Annotated in this window: 18 protein-coding genes; 14 read left to right on the plus strand and 4 right to left on the minus strand. The window is 57.8% G+C overall.

Going from position 1 to position 19,788, the window contains the following annotated elements:
* Nucleotides 1-169 precede the first annotated feature (169 nt).
* From INT84_RS01580 to INT84_RS01615, 8 genes are all read left to right on the plus strand, one after another.
* Nucleotides 170-478, plus strand: a complete 309-nt coding sequence (locus INT84_RS01580) for a hypothetical protein (protein WP_194205371.1) — start codon at nucleotides 170-172, stop codon at nucleotides 476-478.
* A 369-nt stretch (nucleotides 479-847) separates the two neighbouring features.
* Nucleotides 848-2,506: an ABC transporter substrate-binding protein gene (locus INT84_RS01585; RefSeq protein ID WP_194205372.1), complete on the plus strand. Its 1,659-nt coding sequence runs from the start codon at nucleotides 848-850 to the stop codon at nucleotides 2,504-2,506.
* Nucleotides 2,507-2,524: 18 nt separating this feature from the next.
* Complete coding sequence (locus INT84_RS01590) at nucleotides 2,525-3,478, plus strand: ABC transporter permease (protein ID WP_176917545.1); 954 nt, start codon at nucleotides 2,525-2,527, stop codon at nucleotides 3,476-3,478.
* A gap of 2 nt (nucleotides 3,479-3,480) precedes the next feature.
* Nucleotides 3,481-4,374, plus strand: a complete 894-nt coding sequence (locus tag INT84_RS01595) for an ABC transporter permease (protein WP_194206085.1) — start codon at nucleotides 3,481-3,483, stop codon at nucleotides 4,372-4,374.
* 3 nt (nucleotides 4,375-4,377) lie between these two features.
* The gene (locus tag INT84_RS01600) at nucleotides 4,378-5,421 is read left to right on the plus strand and encodes an ABC transporter ATP-binding protein (RefSeq protein ID WP_194205373.1); all 1,044 of its coding nucleotides are present in this window, start codon (nucleotides 4,378-4,380) and stop codon (nucleotides 5,419-5,421) included.
* Complete coding sequence (locus INT84_RS01605) at nucleotides 5,411-6,421, plus strand: ABC transporter ATP-binding protein (RefSeq protein ID WP_194205374.1); 1,011 nt, start codon at nucleotides 5,411-5,413, stop codon at nucleotides 6,419-6,421. The genes INT84_RS01600 and INT84_RS01605 overlap by 11 nt, the downstream gene beginning before the upstream one ends.
* A gap of 16 nt (nucleotides 6,422-6,437) precedes the next feature.
* The gene (locus INT84_RS01610; protein ID WP_194206086.1) at nucleotides 6,438-7,622 is read left to right on the plus strand and encodes an amidase; all 1,185 of its coding nucleotides are present in this window, start codon (nucleotides 6,438-6,440) and stop codon (nucleotides 7,620-7,622) included.
* On the plus strand, nucleotides 7,612-8,880 hold the full coding sequence (locus INT84_RS01615) for a Zn-dependent hydrolase (RefSeq protein ID WP_194205375.1): 1,269 nt from the start codon (nucleotides 7,612-7,614) through the stop codon (nucleotides 8,878-8,880). The genes INT84_RS01610 and INT84_RS01615 overlap by 11 nt, the downstream gene beginning before the upstream one ends.
* Nucleotides 8,881-8,920: 40 nt before the next feature.
* Here INT84_RS01615 and INT84_RS01620 read toward each other — a convergent pair whose 3' ends face one another.
* Complete coding sequence (locus INT84_RS01620; protein WP_194205376.1) at nucleotides 8,921-10,387, minus strand: PLP-dependent aminotransferase family protein; 1,467 nt, start codon at nucleotides 10,385-10,387, stop codon at nucleotides 8,921-8,923.
* Between the two features lie 226 nt (nucleotides 10,388-10,613).
* Here INT84_RS01620 and INT84_RS01625 point away from each other — a divergent pair, with 226 nt between their 5' ends.
* The 4 genes from INT84_RS01625 to INT84_RS01640 are packed head-to-tail and all read left to right on the plus strand — an operon-like array spanning nucleotide 10,614 to nucleotide 13,586.
* Complete coding sequence (locus INT84_RS01625; RefSeq protein ID WP_176917550.1) at nucleotides 10,614-11,465, plus strand: transporter substrate-binding domain-containing protein; 852 nt, start codon at nucleotides 10,614-10,616, stop codon at nucleotides 11,463-11,465.
* 45 nt (nucleotides 11,466-11,510) lie between these two features.
* Complete coding sequence (locus tag INT84_RS01630; RefSeq protein WP_176917551.1) at nucleotides 11,511-12,152, plus strand: amino acid ABC transporter permease; 642 nt, start codon at nucleotides 11,511-11,513, stop codon at nucleotides 12,150-12,152.
* Nucleotides 12,153-12,166: 14 nt separating this feature from the next.
* Nucleotides 12,167-12,832 (plus strand): amino acid ABC transporter permease, encoded by a 666-nt coding sequence (locus INT84_RS01635; RefSeq protein WP_194205377.1) that lies wholly within the window; start codon nucleotides 12,167-12,169, stop codon nucleotides 12,830-12,832.
* Nucleotides 12,825-13,586: an amino acid ABC transporter ATP-binding protein gene (locus INT84_RS01640; RefSeq protein WP_194205378.1), complete on the plus strand. Its 762-nt coding sequence runs from the start codon at nucleotides 12,825-12,827 to the stop codon at nucleotides 13,584-13,586. The genes INT84_RS01635 and INT84_RS01640 overlap by 8 nt, the downstream gene beginning before the upstream one ends.
* 34 nt (nucleotides 13,587-13,620) lie before the next feature.
* On the opposite strand, the gene INT84_RS01645 is transcribed toward INT84_RS01640, so the two are convergent.
* Nucleotides 13,621-14,385, minus strand: a complete 765-nt coding sequence (locus INT84_RS01645; RefSeq protein WP_194205379.1) for an SDR family NAD(P)-dependent oxidoreductase — start codon at nucleotides 14,383-14,385, stop codon at nucleotides 13,621-13,623.
* Between the two features lie 182 nt (nucleotides 14,386-14,567).
* On the opposite strand from INT84_RS01645, the gene INT84_RS01650 reads away from it, so the two are divergent.
* Together INT84_RS01650 and INT84_RS01655 are read left to right on the plus strand one after the other, a co-directional pair.
* Complete coding sequence (locus INT84_RS01650) at nucleotides 14,568-15,905, plus strand: aspartate aminotransferase family protein (protein WP_194206087.1); 1,338 nt, start codon at nucleotides 14,568-14,570, stop codon at nucleotides 15,903-15,905.
* 443 nt (nucleotides 15,906-16,348) lie between these two features.
* Nucleotides 16,349-16,522, plus strand: a complete 174-nt coding sequence (locus INT84_RS01655) for a hypothetical protein (RefSeq protein WP_194205380.1) — start codon at nucleotides 16,349-16,351, stop codon at nucleotides 16,520-16,522.
* 279 nt (nucleotides 16,523-16,801) lie between these two features.
* Here the strand turns inward: INT84_RS01655 and INT84_RS01660 are convergent, their stop codons facing one another.
* Nucleotides 16,802-18,322, minus strand: a complete 1,521-nt coding sequence (locus tag INT84_RS01660; RefSeq protein ID WP_194205381.1) for an FGGY family carbohydrate kinase — start codon at nucleotides 18,320-18,322, stop codon at nucleotides 16,802-16,804.
* Nucleotides 18,323-18,339: 17 nt separating this feature from the next.
* Entirely contained in the window at nucleotides 18,340-19,758 is a 1,419-nt protein-coding gene (locus INT84_RS01665) for an L-fucose/L-arabinose isomerase family protein (protein WP_194205382.1), read from the minus strand.
* Nucleotides 19,759-19,788: the final 30 nt, after the last annotated feature.

The following is a 19,788-nucleotide window of genomic DNA, read 5'->3' on the forward strand; positions in this document are numbered from 1 at the left end:
GTAATGCAGTGCGCAAAATTATATTGCAGGATTGTGTTTTTCTCTTTTTCTTTTCAGCAGGGTTGGAAAGGCAATTTTGAAACGGCCCTACAATATCAGGTGATAGCCAAAAAATTTTTTGCAGAGTATAATTCGGCTGTTAACTCACTATTTTTATAAGGATATATCAATGGATACCCCACTTATCACTTGCCCACACTGCCGCAGTGAAATTCCCCATGGCGCGAATGTCTGCCGGGGATGCCGGGCAGAGATCAAGTACGGTACGCCGAAATTTTTTATTTGGCTGGGGTTGCTGTTACCGGTTGTGGTGGGCTATTTTATCGCACGCTTTTTACATCTTACTGTTGGCGCAGATGAGACAGTCGCTTACGTCGTCTGGGGTATTGTCACTTTGGCGGGCTGGTATGGCTGCATCCGCATTTGCAAGCGGTTGTTCAAAAACTATGTAAGCTTTATCCGGCAGATGAACCGTTAATTTCTGCTTTTATCGTAGCAGGCGCATCACGTTGCCTGCTCCCACATTCCCGCCTGCCACATTTTTTGCAGAACTTATATATCATTAAGCATCATTAAAGTTATTAATAACAACCTCTGTAGTCAAATAATTTACTTACGGAATTGTTATTCACGTACTTTCTATGGTGCATTTTCACAACATATTTCCCAACCCCGGTGCAGCCATATTGTAAGCAATAAGAATATATGATGCATCAGTGGGTAATATCTCTGGCAGCTATAATTAATTCTGATTTTATCGCTTGCTTCACAGTTAATTTCAATAAAAAGCGATCTGGTACGCATCTTGCCTGTTAATTACGCCACTTATTTTAACAGGGACCATGCGATGACGAACTCCTTCTTTATACGTAAAGGTTATCTTGCTGCCGCCATCGGCATCATGACGCTTTCAGGCGTCCAGCTGGCGCAGGCCTCGACGCTGCGTATTGCGATGACTGCCGCCGATATTCCGCTGACGCTCGGACAACCGGATCAGGGTTATGAAGGAAACCGTTTCACCGGTATCCCCATTTACGATGCGCTGGTGGAGTGGGATCTGTCGCAGGGTGAGAAACCCAGCGGTCTGGTGCCGGGACTGGCTAGCGAGTGGCATGTTGATCCGCAAAACCAGAGCCGCTGGATCTTCACGCTGCGTCCAGGGGTAAAGTTTCATGACGGCACGGAGGTCAACGCTGATGCGATTGTCTGGAACGTCGGTAAAGTGCTGGACAAGAACGCGCCGCAATACGCGCCAGGGCAGATTGGCAATACGATTTCCCGTATGCCGACCCTGACCGGGGCTGAAAAAATTGACGATCAAACCGTCGTGTTGACCACCTCCGAACCCGATGCGCTGCTGCCTTATAACATCACTAACCTGTTTATCGTCTCGCCGACGGCGTGGCAAAAAAGGTATGACGCGGTGCCCGCCTCGACAGGCGATACGGCGGCGCGTAGCAAACAGGCATGGACCGATTTTGCCGCTCATGCAGTAGGTAGCGGCCCATTTAAAGTGGAAAAACTGGTGCCGCGCCAGCAGCTAATCCTGGCGAAAAACCCGGACTACTGGAATAAAGATCGCGTCCCACGAGTAGATAAAATCGTGCTGATCCCGCTGCCGGAAGCGAATGCCCGTACCGCAGCGCTGCTCTCGAAGCAGGTAGACTGGATCGAAGCGCCCGCGCCGGATGCCGTCGATCAGATTAAAGCCCAGGGCTATAAGATTTATGCCAACACCCAGCCGCATATCTGGCCGTGGCAGTTCTCCTTCGTCGACGGCTCGCCGTGGAAAGATATCCGCGTGCGTAAAGCCGCCAACCTGTGCCTGAACCGTTCTGAATTAAAAAGTTATCTCGGCGGCTATATGACCGAGGCGACGGGCATCTATGAAGCGGATAACCCGTGGCACGGCAAGCCCACTTTCCAGATCAAATACGACGCGGATGCCGCACGTAAATTGATGACCGAGGCCGGCTACAGCGAAAGCAAGCCGCTGCATGTTACGGTCGCCACCTCCGCCTCCGGATCCGGACAGATGCAGCCGCTGCCGATGAATGAATACATCCAGCAAAGCCTGAAAAGCTGTTTCTTCAATGTCGATATTAAAGTCACCGAGTGGAACACCCTGTTCACCAACTGGCGTCTTGGTGCGAAAGATCCGTCAGCGAAAGGGGTAGATGCCATCAACGTGAGCGCCGCCGTCAACGATCCTTACTTCGGCATGCTGCGTTTTTCCACCGCCAAAGCCTTCCCGCCGGTGGCGACTAACTGGGGCTATTTCTCCACGCCGGAGACTGAAAAGCTGGCGACAGCGGTGAAACATGCCTTTACCCCTGCCGAGATGGATAAAGCGGCCAGCGAGCTGCATGCCGCGATGGTCGATCAGGTGCCGTTCCTGTACGTCGCGCATGACGTTGGACCGCGCGCCATCTCCCCGGCGGTGAGCGGGGTGGTGCAGCCGCAAAGCTGGTTTATTGACCTCAGTCTGGTGAGTAAGAAAGAGTAATCATTACGAGGAAATCCTATGATCAGCACGCTCTTTTATCGCGTTCTACTGGCTATTCCTACCATGCTTGGCGTCGCCGTGATTTGCTTTTTGCTGGTGCAAATTGCGCCCGGCGATCCGCTGGTCTCGGTGATGCCGCCGGATGCCTCGGAAGCCCTGCGCCAGACCTTAATGCAGGCATATGGCTTTGATAAACCGCTGCCGCTGCAATTTTTTCACTGGCTGTGGCGGGCGCTTCAGGGCGACCTGGGATTATCCGTTGCCACTGGCAGGCCGGTGATTGATGAGGTGATGAACGCCGTCAGCTACTCGCTGCGCCTCGCGCTGCTGGCCACGCTGATTGGCTTTGTCCTCGGCAGTCTGTTTGGTTTCGTGGCGGGCTATTTTCGCAACAGCGCGGTCGACCGCGCAGCGTCCATCCTCTCCGTGTTCGGCGTTAGCGTGCCGCATTACTGGCTGGGGATGCTTCTGGTGATCATCTTTAGCGTGAAAATGGCGCTCCTGCCTGCCACCGGAGGTGGGCCGATTGGCGAAAGCGGCTGGCAGTGGGACTGGGCGCATTTGCAGTTCATGCTGCTGCCCGCCGTCACGCTCTCGGTCATTCCGGTCGGTATTATTGCCCGCACCGTGCGCTCGCAGGTGGCGGACATTCTGAGTCAGGAGTTCATCATTGGCCTGCGCGCCCGCGGTCTCAATGAGTCACGGATCTTTCTGCACGTGGTGAAAAACGCCGCGCCCACCGCGCTGGCGGTGATGGGGCTTCAGGTTGGCTATCTGATGGGCGGCTCGATTTTAGTCGAGACCGTCTTCTCATGGCCCGGCACAGGGATGCTGCTCAATACCGCCATTTTCCAGCGCGATCTGCCGCTGCTTCAGGGCACTATCTGGGTGCTGGCGCTGTTCTTCGTGTTGCTCAACCTGCTGGTGGATATCCTCCAGACCTCCCTCGACCCGCGTATTAAAAGGAGCTGATGATGGTGGATACCGTTACGACAAAAATGGGCTCCGTCGCGGCCCCCGCGAACGTGACGCACGGCTACTGGCGCGGCGTGATGATGCGCCTGCTGCGCGATCCGGGCGGCGTTGTGGTCGGCAGTATTATTTTGCTGCTGCTGATGCTGGCGCTGTTTGGCCCCTGGCTTATCACCAAAGATCCTTATCAAACGTCAATGTTTATGCGCCTGAAGGCACCCGGATCAGAGGGCTTTCCGCTCGGCTCGGATGAACTGGGCCGGGATATGCTCTCACGGCTGATCCTCGGCACTCGCCTGTCGCTGTTTATGGGCATTGTCCCGGTGGTGCTGGCCTTTTTTATCGGCGGTGCCATCGGCATTATCGCCGGTTATGTGGGGGGCAAGACCAATACCCTTATCATGCGCACGATAGACGTTTTCTACGCCTTTCCATCGGTACTGCTGGCAATTGCGCTTTCCGGCGCGATGGGGGCCGGGGTGGGTAACGCGCTGTTGTCACTGACTCTGGTGTTCGTCCCGCAGGTGACGCGCATTGCCGAGAGCGTCACCGCGCAGGTCCGCCATATGGATTATATCGAGGCTGCCCGCGCCACGGGGGCCAGCGCGCTGACCATTATTCGTGTGCAAATCCTCGGCAATGTGCTCGGCCCCATTTTTGTCTTTTCAACCGGCCTGATTTCCGTGTGCATGATCCTCGCCTCCGGCCTCTCTTTTCTCGGGCTGGGCGTGAGACCCCCCGAGCCGGAGTGGGGACTGATGCTTAACACGCTACGCACGGCGATTTACACCCAGCCGTGGGTGGCGGCGCTGCCGGGGGTGATGATTTTTATCACGTCTATTTCCTTCAATATTCTGGCGGACCGCCTGCGCGCCGCAATGGCGATTAAGGAGTAAACGATGCAACCTTTTATCAATGTCGATATCGGCGGACCGGCGCAGCCGCTGCTGAAAGTGAATAACCTGGTCAGGCATTTTCATCTGGGCGCACGTAAAGGTCATGAGGTAGTACGGGCCGTGGATAACGTCAGCTTTGAGGTGATCAAAGGCGAAACGCTGGGCGTGGTCGGCGAGTCGGGCTGCGGCAAATCGACGACGGCGCGCCTGCTGATGCAGTTGCTCAATCAGGATCGCGGCGAGCTGATTTTTGATGGCCTGGAGGTCGGTTCATCGCGCCTGCCGATGAAAGCCTATCGCCGTCAGGTGCAAATGGTGTTTCAGGACAGTTATGCTTCGCTCAATCCGCGGATGACCATGGAGGAGAGCATTGCTTTCGGCCAGCGCGTTCACGGCGTCAGTCAAAAAGAGGCGAAAGCCTACGCCCATTATCTGCTCGCGCACGTCGGGCTGGAGCCAGGGCGTTTTGCGCATCGCTATCCGCATGCGCTCTCCGGCGGCCAGCGTCAGCGGGTCAATATTGCCAGAGCGCTGGCGATGAAACCGCGCCTGATGATCCTGGATGAGGCGGTCTCCGCGCTGGATAAATCGGTCGAGGCGCAGGTCCTTCAGCTTCTTCAGGAGTTAAAACGCACGCTGGATCTGACCTATGTGTTTATCAGCCACGATCTGCACGTGGTGCGCTGGCTATCGGACCGGATCCTGGTGATGTATCTCGGCGAGGTGGTGGAGATTGGTCCGGCGGAAAAATTGTTCACTGATTCTGCGCACCCTTATACCCGTGCGCTATTAAATTCCATGCCGTCGATGGACCCGCAGCACCGCACCCTGGTGTCGCCGCTGTCAGGCGATCCGCCGAGTCCGATTTCGCCGCCTTCTGGCTGCCGTTTTCATACCCGCTGTAACCATGCCAAAGCGGTTTGCGCACAAACATCACCGCGGCTGGAAACGGTTGGCGAGGGGCACCAGAGCGCCTGTCTGATGGCACAGCCGGACTCCGCCTGGCATCGTGAAATTATCGTACAGGAGGTCAGCCATGTCGCATGAACCCTGGGTGCACATTCGCGATCTGCGGGTCGAATTTCGTCGCGACGGTCAGACGGTAAACGCCGTCAACGGTGTCTCCTTCGACGTGCAAAAAGGAGAGGTGATGGCGCTGATCGGCGAATCGGGATCCGGCAAGAGCGTCACGCTGCGTGCGCTGATGCGTTTGCATCCACCTGCCAGTTCATTTCTTTCCGGCACGTTGCAGGTAGGGGGTGAGTCGGTGCTGGCGATGAATGCGGCCCGCCTGCGCCAGTACCGTGGCGCACGCTGCGCAATGATTTTTCAGGAGCCGCTGCTGGCCTTCGATCCGGTGTATACCGTGGGCCAGCAGATCGAGGAAGGGCTGCGGCGTCACGAAGGATTGTCGCGTCAGGCGGCCAGAGCGCGGGCGCTGGAGGCGTTGCGCCAGGTGCGGATCCCCAGCCCTGAGCGGCGGCTGGATGCCTTTCCCCACGAGATGTCCGGCGGGATGCGTCAGCGGGCAATGATTGCGCTGGCGCTTTCCTGCAATCCCCAACTGTTGCTGGCAGATGAACCCACCACCGCGCTGGATGCGACGGTGCAGATCCAGATCCTGATCCTGCTGCGCGAGCAGCAAAAACAGCGTGACCTGTCGATTATCTTTGTCACCCATGACATCGGAGCGGCGGTGGAGATTGCTGACCGGGTGGCGGTAATGTACGCCGGTCGAATTGTGGAAGAGGCACCGATAGCGCAAATCCTTAACCAGCCGCGTCATCCTTATACCCGCGTGCTGCTGGGCAGCCGACCGAAAGACGGGCTGAAAAAAGGCGAGGCGCTGCACTGTATTCCCGGCTCACCGCCGGATCTGGCCCATCTGCCGCCGGGCTGCGCGTTTGCTGACCGCTGTGCGCATGCGAAGCCCGTGTGTCGCGAGCAGCAGCCTGTCACTGAACAGGCCGGGGAACGTCATGTGGTCAGTTGCCATCGCTGGCGTGAGCTGTCAGAGCCCGCCGCTACGTCTATTGCTGTTGCCTGAAACCGAGGAGAAAACCATGCAGGACGATCACCATGCTTTTATGCCTTACCCGTTCGTACCGGTACAACATGCGTCCAGTGGGCCACTGGCCGGGCTGACCTTCGCGGTGAAAGATCTCTTTGACGTAGCCGGGTATCCCACCGGCGGCGGCAACCCGCATATGCTGGCGCTGTCCGGAATTAAAACCGTAAACGCGCCGGTGGTGCTAACGTTACTGAATAACGGCGCGCGATTTATCGGCAAGACGCACACCAGTGAGCTGGCGTATTCGATGAGCGGGCATAACGTTCACTATGGCACGCCGCGCAACGGGGCCGCACACGACCGTATCCCCGGCGGCTCGTCATCGGGTTCCGCATCGGCAGTGTCCAACGGCGTGTGTGATTTTGCGCTCGGAACGGATACCGGCGGTTCAGTACGTACGCCTGCCAGCTACTGCGGCCTGTTTGGCCTGCGCCCGACGCACGGCCGTATTTCGCTGGCGGGCTGCCAGCCGCTGTGCGCCACGATGGATACCTGCGGTTTCTTCGCCCGCACGCCTGAGATATTCAGTGCTGTGGCCGACAGCCTGCTGGGAGACGATCCTCATCCGCCCGCGGCAATACAACTGGCCTGTCATCACGCCCTGTTTGATCGCCTTCCCGCACATAGTCAGCAGGCACTCCAGCCAGTGATGCAACGTCTGGGTGAGACATTTGGTGACATAACAACGATCGCCGGGGCGCTGCCGCCCCTCGACGACGTTTATATGGCCTTCAGGCAAATCCAGGGCTATGAAGCGTGGCAATCGCAAGGGCAGACGATTGAGCGCTACGGGCTGCAACTGGGGCCGGACGTCAGAGAACGCTTTTTCTGGGGCAAGGCGGTGACGGCGGCGCAGTTTGAACACGCCTGTCAGCTGCGCAAACAGTTTACCGGGTGGTGGGAGAGCCAGTTAGGCAATGCCATTCTGGTCATGCCCACCGTGCCGGATGTTGCGCCGCTGCTGAGCGCCACGGCGGAAGAAATTGAATCCACCCGCCGCCTTTCGCATGATTTGCTCCTGCTGTCGGTGTTGACGAAACGTCCGCAGGTTACGCTGCCTGCCGCCCATATCAACGGCGCTCCGCTCGGTATCTCATTACTCGGCCCCCGAAACAGCGATCGCCTGCTGGTTTCGCTGGCCGCCACCTTTTTTTCAGGAGAAGACGATGAGCAGTGATGTATTGACCACTCTGGCCGCAGAGATAAAAAATTCGCGTATTAACGGTGAACGACTCTGGGCATCGTTGATGGAACTGGCAAAAATTGGCGCAACACCTAAAGGTGGCTGTTGTCGGCTGACGCTCACGGATCTGGACCGACAGGGACGCGATCTCGTCATTAGTTGGGCGAAGGCGGCGGGGCTGTCCGTCACCGTCGACAAAATCGGTAACGTCTTTATGCGCCGCGAAGGGCGCAACCCGTCTCTGCCGCCGATTGTTTCCGGCAGCCATATTGATACCCAGCCCACCGGCGGTAAATTCGACGGCAACTACGGCGTGCTGGCGGCGCTGGAAGTCGTCCGCACGCTCAACGATCTGCATATTGAAACCGAAGCCCCGGTCGAAGTGGTGTTCTGGACTAATGAAGAGGGATCGCGCTTTGTGCCGGTGATGATGGGGTCCGGCGTCTTTGCCGGCGTCTTTGCGCTGGACAACATCTACGCGGCCACCGATAGCGAGGGCAAAACGGTGGGCGAGGAGCTGAAGAACATCGGCTATCTCGGCACGCAGACGCCGGGCGATCACCCGATTGGCGCGTATTTTGAGGCGCACATTGAGCAGGGGCCGATCCTCGAAGAGGAAGAGAAAATTATCGGTGTGGTGCAGGGCGTACTGGGGATCCGCTGGTACGACTGCATCGTCACCGGGCAGGAGTCGCACGCCGGGCCGACACCGATGCACCTGCGCCAGGACGCGATGCAGGTTGCCGCGCGCGTCATGCAGGAGGTGGTGGCTATCGCGCGTCGCAGTGAACACGGGCGGGGGACGGTGGGCATGGTACAGGTGTATCCCAACAGCCGTAACGTGGTGCCCGGTGAGGTTAAATTCTCTATAGACATGCGCAACATCAGTGACGACGAGGTGGCGAAAATGGATGTCGCACTGCGGGAATACATCAATACGGTAAGCCAGGAGGCCGGGATGGCGATTACGCTGGAAGAAGTGAGCCACTATCCTGCCGCACCGTTTCATCCTGACTGTCAGGCAGCCATTAGCAGGGCGGCAGATCAACTGGGCTACCCGTCCCGTCCCATTGTCTCTGGTGCAGGCCACGACGCAGTGTATATGAGCTATCTTGCCCCCACCGGGATGATCTTTATTCCGTGTAAGGACGGCATCAGCCATAACGAGATCGAATATGCCTCGCCGGAGCATGTGACTGCCGGGGCGAATGTGCTGCTGCAAGTCATTCTGGACTATGCAAGCGTCGTCTAGCGTCACCTTTCTCGCCCTTCCAGGAAGGGCGCTCAGCGGGTTACCCCATCTGCATTAATTGTCCCTTCAACACGTCCACCCCTGGCGCGATTGCCTGCGGATCAATCGCGTGAAAGCCCATGCGGAAAAAGTGATCCGGCGGTGCGTCGCCGAGAAAATGACGGGCACCCGGCTCAATCAGCACGCCCGCATGCGCCGCGCGCCAGGTGAGTTGCCGGGTACTGATATGCTGCGGCGTGCTCAGCCAGAAGGCATTAGCATGTTCGCTGCCGGCCATCATGTTGCACTCAGGCAGCGATGTGCGTAATGCGTCATGCAGGCGGTCCCAGCGGCGGGCAGAATCGTCATGATAGCGTCGCAGATGCGTTTCGTAGTGGCCCTGCGCCAGAAAATGCGCCATCTGATACTGAATATTGGTCGGCGGATGGCGGTACATGAGACGGCGCAGCGCGCGGGCTTCATCGATCAGATCCGGATCGGCGACCATAAAACCCAGCCGCAGCCCGGGCGACAGCGCTTTTGACAGGCTGCTGACGTAAATCACCCGACCGCTGCGGTCGCTGGCTTTTAAGGCGGGGAGCGGGTTAAGGGTAAAATTACTCTCCGAATCATAATCATCTTCAATAATCACCGCGTCATGACGAACGGCATGGGCCAGCAGCTGCTGGCGGCGCGCCTGGCTCATGGTGACGCCGGTTGGCACCTGATGTCCGGGCGTCACGTAGTAATAATCGCAGGCAGCGGCATCGTTAAGTTTTATACCCTCGTTGTCCAGCGGATGCGGCACGATGGCCGTTTCGCTCAACAGAAACGTATTAATGGCCTCGCGAAATCCCGGATCTTCCACTGCCACTCGCGTCTCCCGGTTCATCAGCAGACGGGTCAGCAGATAGAGCGCATTTTGTGAACCCAGGGTGATCAGGATTTCATCCGGCGAGGCGGCGATACCGCGTTTAGGCAGCACGCGGGTGCGGATCTGCTCAATCAACATCGGCACGTCCTGATCGATATGATCAACCACCCACGCCGGATCGCGCACTCCGCCGTGCAGCCAGTTAGCCGTGGCACGCCAGCTGGCGATCGGAAATTGCCGGGTGTCCGGCTGGCCATAGATAAACGGGTAGCGATAGTTCTTCCAGCCAGCGGGCTTCAGGATCGACTCCTGCTGACTGGGCGAAATTTTCATGCGTGTGCTCCAGGATGGTGCAGTTTCATCATGGATGAGCAGATCCTGGGCCGCAGAAGGGGGTGTCAGGTGGTAATCCGGATGCAGATAATAGCCGCTGCGCGGGCGGCTGATCAGATAGCCTTCACTCACCAGCCCCTCGAAGACCAGCGCCGTGGTATTACGTGAAACATGGAGCTGGCTGGCGAGCTGACGGCAGGAGGGAAGCGGGCTGTCTGGCGGAAACAGGCCGCTCAGGATCGCGCTTATGAGGGATTCGCGGACCTGCTCCTGCAAACCGCGCTGCCGGTCAAATTCCACATGCATCAGGTGTCGGATCATGGTGTCCTCCTCAAAATCTGCCTGTTAGTCATTCAGCAAATTCCGTACCAGCCTGAAAAGCACTGACACACGCGTTTAACGCAACTGGCTCTATTCAGATTGCAAAAAGGCTCCCTACAGTAAAAACGAATTTAACCGACGTGTGGGGTCGCTGATATCGGCATGCAATTTGCAGCGCATCAGCAATGGCTACCGCGTTTCAGGCAACGCAACAGAGGGCGGGGAAATGAAAAAATTATTGGGCGCATATTATCTGGCAGCGGCGGTGACGATGGCGTTTTCCTGCCACGCTATCGCCGCCGATTTACCTGAAATCGAAAAGGCTGGCACGCTGAAAGTGGCGACGGAGGACGATTACGCGCCGTTTAACTTTATGACCAACGGCCAGACCGACGGCTTTAATAAAGATATGCTTGAAGAGTTACGCAAATATGCCAAATTCAACGTCGATCAAAGCATTCTGCCGTGGACCGGCTTATTAGCGGCGGTCTCCACCGGACAATATGATATGGCGCTCACCGGCGCGGTGATTACCGATGAACGCCTGAACGTCTTTAATTTCACTCCGCCGTGGGCTTCCGCGCAGCACTATTTTGTCAAGCGTGCGGGCGACGACTCCTTAAATACCATCGCCGCGCTGAACGGCAAAAAAGTCGGTTTACAGGCGGGCAGCGCGCTGCTGGCGCGACTACCGGAACTCAAAGCGATGGTGGAGAAAACCGGCGGCAAGCTGGGGCCGGTGGTGGAATATCCCTCTTATCCGGAAGCCTATGCTGATTTAGCCAATAAGCGTCTGGACTATGTGATTAACGTGGTGATCTCGGTAAACGATTTAGTGAAAGCCAAACCGAAAGTGTTTGCCAAAGGTCTGGCGGTATCCGGTCCGGGCTATATGGCCTGGCCAATCCCCAAAAATTCGCCGGAGCTGCTGGCGTATATGACCAAATTTATGGATCACCTGCGCGAAACCGGCAGGCTGGCGGAGCTACAGAAAAAGTGGTTTGGCGAAACGTATGACAATCTGCCGAAAGAGCCAATTACCAGTGCCGATCAATTCCATAAATTAGCGGGTCTGTAATATCGTGCGGCGGGCAACCGCCGCCCGTGAAAAAGGGAGGGCAATATGGACGTAATGGCATGGCAATTATTGATTGAGGGCGCATGGACTACCCTTTGGATCTCGGGGCTGGCGATTCTGTGTGGCGTGGTTATTGGGCTGTTTATTGCCTTTGTCCGCATGATGAAATTGCCAGTCATCGATCAATTATTGGTGGTCTATATCAGCCTTGCGCGAGCGACACCGCTGGTGACGCTGGTGCTGTTTCTCTTCCTGTCGTTGCCGACGGTGGGAATTAATCTTGATAAAACCGTTGCCGCCATCGTCGCGTTAACCCTGAACACCTCTGCGTTTAATGCTGAGATTTGGCGTAACGCGTTTCGCAATTTTCCCCGCGAGCAGCGCGAGGCAGCGGAATCGGTGGGGATGCGGCGCTGGACATGGTTCCGGCATATTATGCTGCCGCAAATGTGGATTGAAAGTTTACCCGCGCTGGTTAATGAAATGTCCTTTTTAATTAAGGGCAGTCCGGCGATTGCAGTGATTGGGGTGGTGGATTTAACCCGTGTGACGAATCGGATCTCATCGGTGACCTACGAGCCGCTGTCGCCCATTCTGGCGGCGGCGTTGCTTTACATCATTATTATTGGCCTGCTGCTGCGCCTTCAGGGATTGGCGGAGCGGAAAGCCAAACGTCTGGCGCGTTAATGACGGGAGGAGATATGAATCAATGGGCGATTATCTGGGGTGCGCGTGAAAGCTTTGTTAACGGCCTGCTGGCGACGCTGGAGTTGTTTATTATTGCTGCTGTCGCAGGGCTGATGATCGGCATCATTCTGTGTTACTTAATGGAATATCAGAATAACGTAATTAACCGACTAATTATTGCCTTTGTCAGTTTAATGCGGGCCATTCCCTTTCTGATCCTGGCGTATCTGCTCTATTACGGATTGCCAGAAATAGATATCAGCCTTGAACCCTGGACCGCCGGATTACTGGCGCTGATTATTTATCACGGAGCCTACTTCTTTGAGATCCTCCGCAGTCAGCGGCGGCTATTTTCTGGTGGTTATATCGAAGCGGCAACCTCGCAGGGCTTTTCCCGCTATAAAACCTTTCGCCGGATTATTTTGCCCAATATCTTTTCATCGGCACTACCGCTGATGGGTAATCAGCTTATTATCTGCCTGAAAGACACCGCCTTTCTGTCGATTATTACCGTGCAGGAAATTACCGCAGCCGCTAACAGCGTGCAGGCGACCTGGTTTATTCCGTTTAATGCCTTTATTGTCGCTATTGCGCTCTACTGGGGGATTAGCATTTTGCTGGAATTACTGATTAAGCGGTTAAGTGTTTATGGAGCCAGAAGGGGATTAACGCATGCCTGATACTACAGCGGTGAGTGTAAAAAATGTCTCTAAGCAATTCGATAATATCGAGGTTTTGCGCGACATTAATTTGACGGTAGAAAAGGGGACGGTGGTCAGTATTCTGGGGTCGTCAGGATCGGGTAAGTCAACGCTGCTGCGTTGTATGAACTGGCTGGAGCAGCCGGATCGCGGTGAGATCCGCATCAGTGGTCAGCGTATCGGGGTGGATGAAGCCTCCGGCAAAAAGATGTCGCATCGCGAACTGTCGCGGATCCGCGAGCGGGTCGGGATGGTGTTCCAGAGCTTTAATCTCTGGCCGCATCTGACGGTGCAGCAAAACGTCAGCGAAGCGCTGCTCCACGTTAAAGGCATGAAACGCGCCGAAGCCAGCGACATTGCCCGTCACCAGCTGGAAAAGGTGGGCATGATGCACAAAGCGGACGCCTATCCGATCACCCTTTCCGGCGGGCAAAAACAACGGGTGGCGATTGCCCGCTCGCTGGCGATGTCGCCGGAAGTGATCCTCTTTGATGAACCCACCTCGGCGCTCGATCCTGAGCTGGTCAACGAAGTGCTGGGGGTGATGAAAGCGCTGGCGGCAGAGGGATATACCATGGTGGTGGTGACGCATGAGATGGAGTTTGCCCGCCAGGTGTCGGATGAAGTGGTGTTTCTGGAGAAGGGGCTATTAATTGAAAAGGCCCCGCCGGAAAAGTTCTTCAGCCAGCCGGATTCAGAGCGGGTAAGGCGTTTTTTGCAGAATAGCCGTTAATAGCCAGCCCTCTCATGGTGAGAGGGCGAAAAAATCAGTCGCGATCGATAGCAAATGGCTGCCAGGCCTGGCGCACCGGCATCACCTCAATGCGGTTAATATTCATATGGTCCGGCAGCGTGGCAATATAAAATATCTGTTCGGCGATATCCTGCGCGCTTAGCGGCGTGGTACCACGATAAAGCGTGTCTGAGGCGGCGCGATCGCCTTTGGTTCGCACCAGCGTAAATTCGGTTTCAGCGATACCGGGGGCCAGATCGGTTACCCGCACGCCCGTGCCCAGCAAATCACAGCGCAGGTTGTAGCTGAACTGTTTCACAAAGGCTTTACTGGCCCCGTAAACGTGACTGCCGGGATAAGGCCACTGTCCGGCAATCGACCCGATATTAATCATCGTCGCCCCTGCACCGTGGCGCAGCAGTGCGGGCAGCACCGCGTGCGTCACATTGACCAGCCCGCTGACGTTGGTGTCAATCATCGTCTGCCAGTCCTCCAGATCCACCTGCTGAGCTGGCTGCGGAGCCAGCGCCAGCCCGGCATTATTGACAAGGGTCGTAATGTCGGCAAATTCCGCAGGCAGGGCATCGATCGCCTGTTTCACCGCCGTGCTGTCACGGACATCCATTTCAATAATATGCACTGGCACCTGCTGCGCCAGCTTCTCTTTAAGCATTTCCAGACGTGATAGACGTCTGCCGCACACGATCAGCGACCAGCCCGCCGCGGCAAAAACCTGCGCTGCCGCTTCCCCAAATCCGGACGTTGCGCCGGTAATCAGCACCACTTTATTTGCCGTCATAATGTTCTCCCGTGTTGGTAGCCAGTCTTCACTATAAAAATCCCGATAAAGAGAGAACAGGGACAGACTGCCATCAGCGTTGTGACACAGGTGTCACACCTTTTTAACAAAACTGGCACTACCTCGTGAGGGTCCGGCGGCAGATGATGCAGACATCAACCATCATCAAAGAGGGGCAGCGAATGAAACTGGCACTTCAGGACGATATTGCAATCACCAATAACGATGTACGTCAGCTGGATCGCGCATATGTATTTCATTCATGGTCGATGCAGGGCAACCTCAATCCGCTGGTTATTGCCGGGGCGCAGGGGTGTGAGCTGTGGGACTACGAGGGCAATAGCTGGCTGGATTTCAGCAGCCAACTGGTGAATGTCAATCTCGGATACCAGCACCCACGCGTGCTGGCGGCGATGAAAGCGCAGATCGATGAACTGGTCACTATCGCCCCGGCGACCGCTAACCTGACGCGCGGCGAAGCGGCACGCCGTATTATCGAACTGGCCCCGGAAGGGTTCAGCAAGGTTTTCTTCACCAATGCGGGCGCGGATGCGAATGAAAACGCCATTCGCATGGCCCGGCTCTATACCGGGCGCGATAAAGTGCTGTCGGCCTACCGTTCGTATCACGGCAACACCGGCAGCGCGATTGCCGCCACCGGTGACTGGCGACGCGTACCGAATGAGTTCTCGCGCGGCCACGTTCATTTCTTCAATCCGTATCTGTATCGTAGCGAGTTCAATGCAACCAGCGAACAGGAAGAGTGCGAGCGGGCGCTGGCCCATCTGCGGCGGATGATTGAATGCGAAGGGCCAGCGGCGATTGCGGCAATTTTGCTGGAGTCGATCCCCGGCACCGCAGGCATTCTGGTGCCGCCAGCAGGTTATATGCAGGGCGTGCGGGCGCTGGCCGACGAGTTCGGCATTCTTCTAATCCTGGATGAAGTGATGGCGGGCTTTGGCCGCACCGGAAGCTGGTTCGCTTTCGAACAGGACGGCATTGTGCCGGACTTAATCACCTTCGCTAAGGGCGTCAACGCCGGTTATGTTCCGGCAGGTGGCGTCATTATCAGCGAGCCGATTGCCCACTATTTTGACGATCATTTCTTTGCCGGAGGGCTGACCTATTCAGGACACCCGCTGGCAATGGCGGCGATTGTCGCCACCCTGGACGCGATGAAAGAGGAAAAGGTGGTGGAGAATGCCGCGTATATCGGCGACAGCGTGCTGCGACCAGGGCTGGAAGCGCTGGCAGCAAAACACCCGCTGATTGGCGAGGTGCGCGGGCGCGGCGTGTTTCAGGCGATGGAGCTGGTGACGAATGCGCGGAGCAAAACGCCTGTAAGCCCGACGGAGATGGCGAGCATTAAATTCGCCCTGACCGAAGCAGGCGTGCTGAGCTTTGTGGTAGAAAACCGTATCCATGTCGTACCGCCGTGCACCATCAGCGCGGAGCAGGTGCAAAAGGGGCTGGCGATTTTTGATAGCGTTTTATTGCGATTTAGCGGGCTGGTACGGTAAGTCAGAAGCCAGAAGGTTAACGCGCGTCGGGTGGCAAACTGCCCGGCGGCGCTGCGCTTGCACGGGCCTACGGTGGGGACGGCGTGACGGCGGTGGTTTTGCCTGCCCGGCGGCGCTGCGCTTGCACGGGCCTACGGTGGGGACGGCGTGACGGCGGTGGTTTTGCCTGCCCGGCGGCGCTGCGCTTGCACGGGCCTACGGTGGGGACGGCGTGACGGCGGTGGTTTTGCCTGCCCGGCGGCGCTGCGCTTGCACGGGCCTACGGTGGGGACGGCGTGACGGCGGTGGTTTTGCCTGCCCGGCGGCGCTGCGCTTGCACGGGCCTACGATGGGGAACGGCGTGACGGCGGTGGTTTAACCTGCCCGGCGGCGCTGCGCTTGCGCGGGCCTACGGTGGGGGACGGCGTGACGGCTGTGGTTTAACCTGCCCGGCGGCGCTACGCTTGCGCGGACCTACGGTGGGGAACGGCGTGACGGCGGTGGTTTTGCCTGCCCGGCGGCGCTGCGCTTGCGCGGGCCTACGGTGGGGACGGCGTGACGGCGGTGGTTTTGCCTGCCCGGCGGCGCTGCGCTTGCGCGGGCCTACGGTGGGGGAGGGCGTGACGGCGGTGGTTTAACCTGCCCGGCGGCGCTGCGCTTGCACGGGCCTACGGTGGGGAACGGCGTGACGGCGGTGGTTTTGCCTGCCCGGCGGCGCTGCGCTTGCGCGGGCCTACGATGGGGGACGGCGTGACGGCGGTAGTGTAGCCTGCCCGGCGGCGCTGCGCTTGCGCGGGCCGACGGTGGGGATGACGTGACAACGTTAAATGGTTCTTTGTAAGGGGTTGATATTATGGCTTTTGTAGGCCGGGTAAGCGCAGCGCCACCCGGCATAACTACCACTGAACGTCGACCTGTCACACGGGCATAATGTGCTTCTGGCCGCGTGCCATCTCCACCGCATTCTGCCATTCATGCCACCGTTTTTGCAGGCGGCCATGACGTACCATATCGGGTTCGAAGATCGCATGTTCCGGTAAATACTGACGTAATGCGCCAACGTCCGCTTTCAGCAACGCCTTGCGCGCCAGCAGCGCCGCGCCAGTGGCGGAAAGCTCTGCGACGTCGCTGCGCATCACCGGACAACCCAGCAGATCCGCCTGATACTGCATCAGCCATCCATTCTTCGTCGGCCCACCGTCCACCATCAGCGCCTTCAGGGCAAAATCGCTGTGCTGACGCATGGCGACCGCCACGTCGGCAATCTGATAGGTGATCGACTCCAGCGCGGCGCGGATCAGATGCGCGCGCTTCACGCCCCGGCTCAGGCCGTGGATTAATCCGCGCGCCTGCTCGTCCCACCACGGCGCACCGAGGCCGGTTAACGCTGGCACAAAATAGACGCCAAGGGTGGATTCGACGGAGGCGGGCAGGGTATTTAGCTGCTGCGCCAGCTCCGCGGCGGGAAGCTCGCTTAAGCCGGTGCTGTCAGCCATCCACGCCACCGCATCGCCGGTATGCGGAATATTGCCTTCCAGACCGTATACCAGACGTTCGCCATCGTGCCAGGCCACGGTGGTCGCCAGCGTGTTAACGCCAAATTGCGCGGAAGAGACCGGGGCCATCACTGACGATCCGGTGCCATAGGTGGCTTTCACGCGCCCCTCTTCGCCCAGACTGTGCGCGAACAGCGCCGCGTGAGAGTCTCCAATCATCGCGAGGATCGGAATGCCATCCGGGATGCCTTTCAGCCCCTTCGTACGGCCAAACTCGCCGCTCGACGGGCGGATTTCCGGCAGCGCAGCATGGGGAATGCCGAACAGGGCCAGCATCTCCTCATCCCAGCCAGCGGTTTGCAGATTAAAGAGCTGCGTGCGTGAGGCGTTCGAGTAATCGCAGCAGAACGCTTCACCGCCGGTGAAATGCCACAGCAGCCAGCTGTCCACCGTTCCCAGACAAATCTCCGCCTCGGCAGCGAGGGCCTGGCCGCCTGGTACGGCATCCAGCAGCCAGCGCATTTTAGAGGCGGAAAACAGCGGAGCGACGGGCAGGCCGGTGATGGCTTTTATCCGCTCCTCGCTGCCCTGCTGACGCAGGCTCTGGCAAAACGCCGCTGTGCGTGAGCACTGCCAGCTGAGCGCCGGACCAATCGCCCGACCGTTGCTGCGATACCAGCCGACCGCCGTCTCGCGCTGGTTGCTGATCGCCAGCGCGGCGACACGATCGGCACCGACCGCGGCCACCGCCTGCGAGACCACATCCAGGGAAGCTTCAATCAGCAGATCCGCCGACTGCTCCACCCAGCCTTCGCGCGGCGTCTGGATCGACAACCCGCGGGAAAACGTCGCCACGACCTTGCCCGCCGCATCGATTGCCACCGCTTTCGCGTTGGTGGTGCCCTCATCAAGCGCAATAACGATCTCTTTACTCACCGACATAGTGTGCTCCGCCGTCCTTACTGGTGCAGGTAGGTGCTGACGCCGAGATAGCGCGTGAAGGCTTCGTGTAACACGTCGGCGCTGGCGGAGTGGTTCATCGCTACGTGATGCTCAAAGCCGTTGCGGCAAATCCAGTTCAGCAGATTTTCCAGATGCGGCACTTCAATTACCGCACGGCAGCCTACCGTATCCAGCGGATCATCCACCGATTTACCCGCGCCGACGTAAGCTTTGATTTCCCCGGTCAGGTCATCGGTGCTCAACCGGAAATAGGTAAGATCGCCGCTGCGAAAACGTCCGTGCACCGCGCCGCAGGTATTCTCTTTGCCGACGGTCGTACCGATGATATCCGCCGTGCCCATATGCGGAGTATCCAGGCTGGCGGCGGCGAAGTTACCGCAGTGAAACAGCACGCATTTGTTGCGATCGTCGCCGAAGTTATTGTTCCAGTCGGCAATCGAAGCCGGACTCATATTGCTGCTCGCCAGCGCGTACATCGACAGCGCGCCCATCACGTCCACTTCGCAGGCGCTAGGCATCAGCTGGCCGGACATCACGCTCATAATGGAGCACACGTTGATCCCGAGGTTTTCCTGAAGAGAAGTCCAGCACTGGATAGCGGTGGTGTCGATGTCGTTGGCAATCACCCATTCGCTGATCACCACGAACAGTTTCGCCATCGTCACCAGTTTGTCCGCCGGAATGCCGCTGGCGTCGGCGTTGTCGATCAGCAGGCGGCGTTTTTCATCCACGCGAATATCGTCGTCGCGCAGCAGTTTGATGCGGGTAAAGACTTCGGAGAGGTCAAGGGTTTCAACCGCAATACCGAGACGCTCAAGCAGTTTTTCGCTGTAGCGCACGGTATTAAAGCCCGCCGGACGAGCGCCGATGGCCCCGACGCGCACGCCGCGCATGCTGCTCACCACGCGACAAATCTGCTCAAACCGCTTCAGATCCTGCGCGAAGACCTCGCCATCCAGCGCGCAAACGTGCTGGGTTGTCAGGGTGAAGGGAATGCCGTACTGGCGCAGGTTATTACACAGCGAGATTTTACCGCAGAAGCTGTCGCGGCGGGTGGCAAGACCCATTTTATCAAGGTTGTCTTCCTGCGCCTGGACCAGCACCGGTACATTCAGACCGGACAGCCGCAGCGTTTCGGCGACGGCTTTTTCATCGCCAAAGTTCGGCAGCAGCACCACGACGCCGTGGATCTCATCGCGATGCGCGCGAAACAGCTCCGCGCAAACCTTCGCGTCCTGACGCGTTTCCACGCCGCCGAGTTCGGTCTGCGTTTCGTCCACCATAATGGTGTTAATGCCAAGGCGGGCAAAAAGCGCCACCGCCTGTTCACGCGCCTCAGCCACCAGGTAGCTGGGGAAAAATCCCCGGTTGCCAATAATGACCGCCATGGTTAATTGTTGCGGGATTCGGGACATTGCATAATCTCCAGTAAGGTTCAGCGTAAT

The organism is Superficieibacter sp. 1612_C1 (assembly GCF_015234305.1).
Taxonomy (GTDB): domain Bacteria; phylum Pseudomonadota; class Gammaproteobacteria; order Enterobacterales; family Enterobacteriaceae; genus Superficieibacter.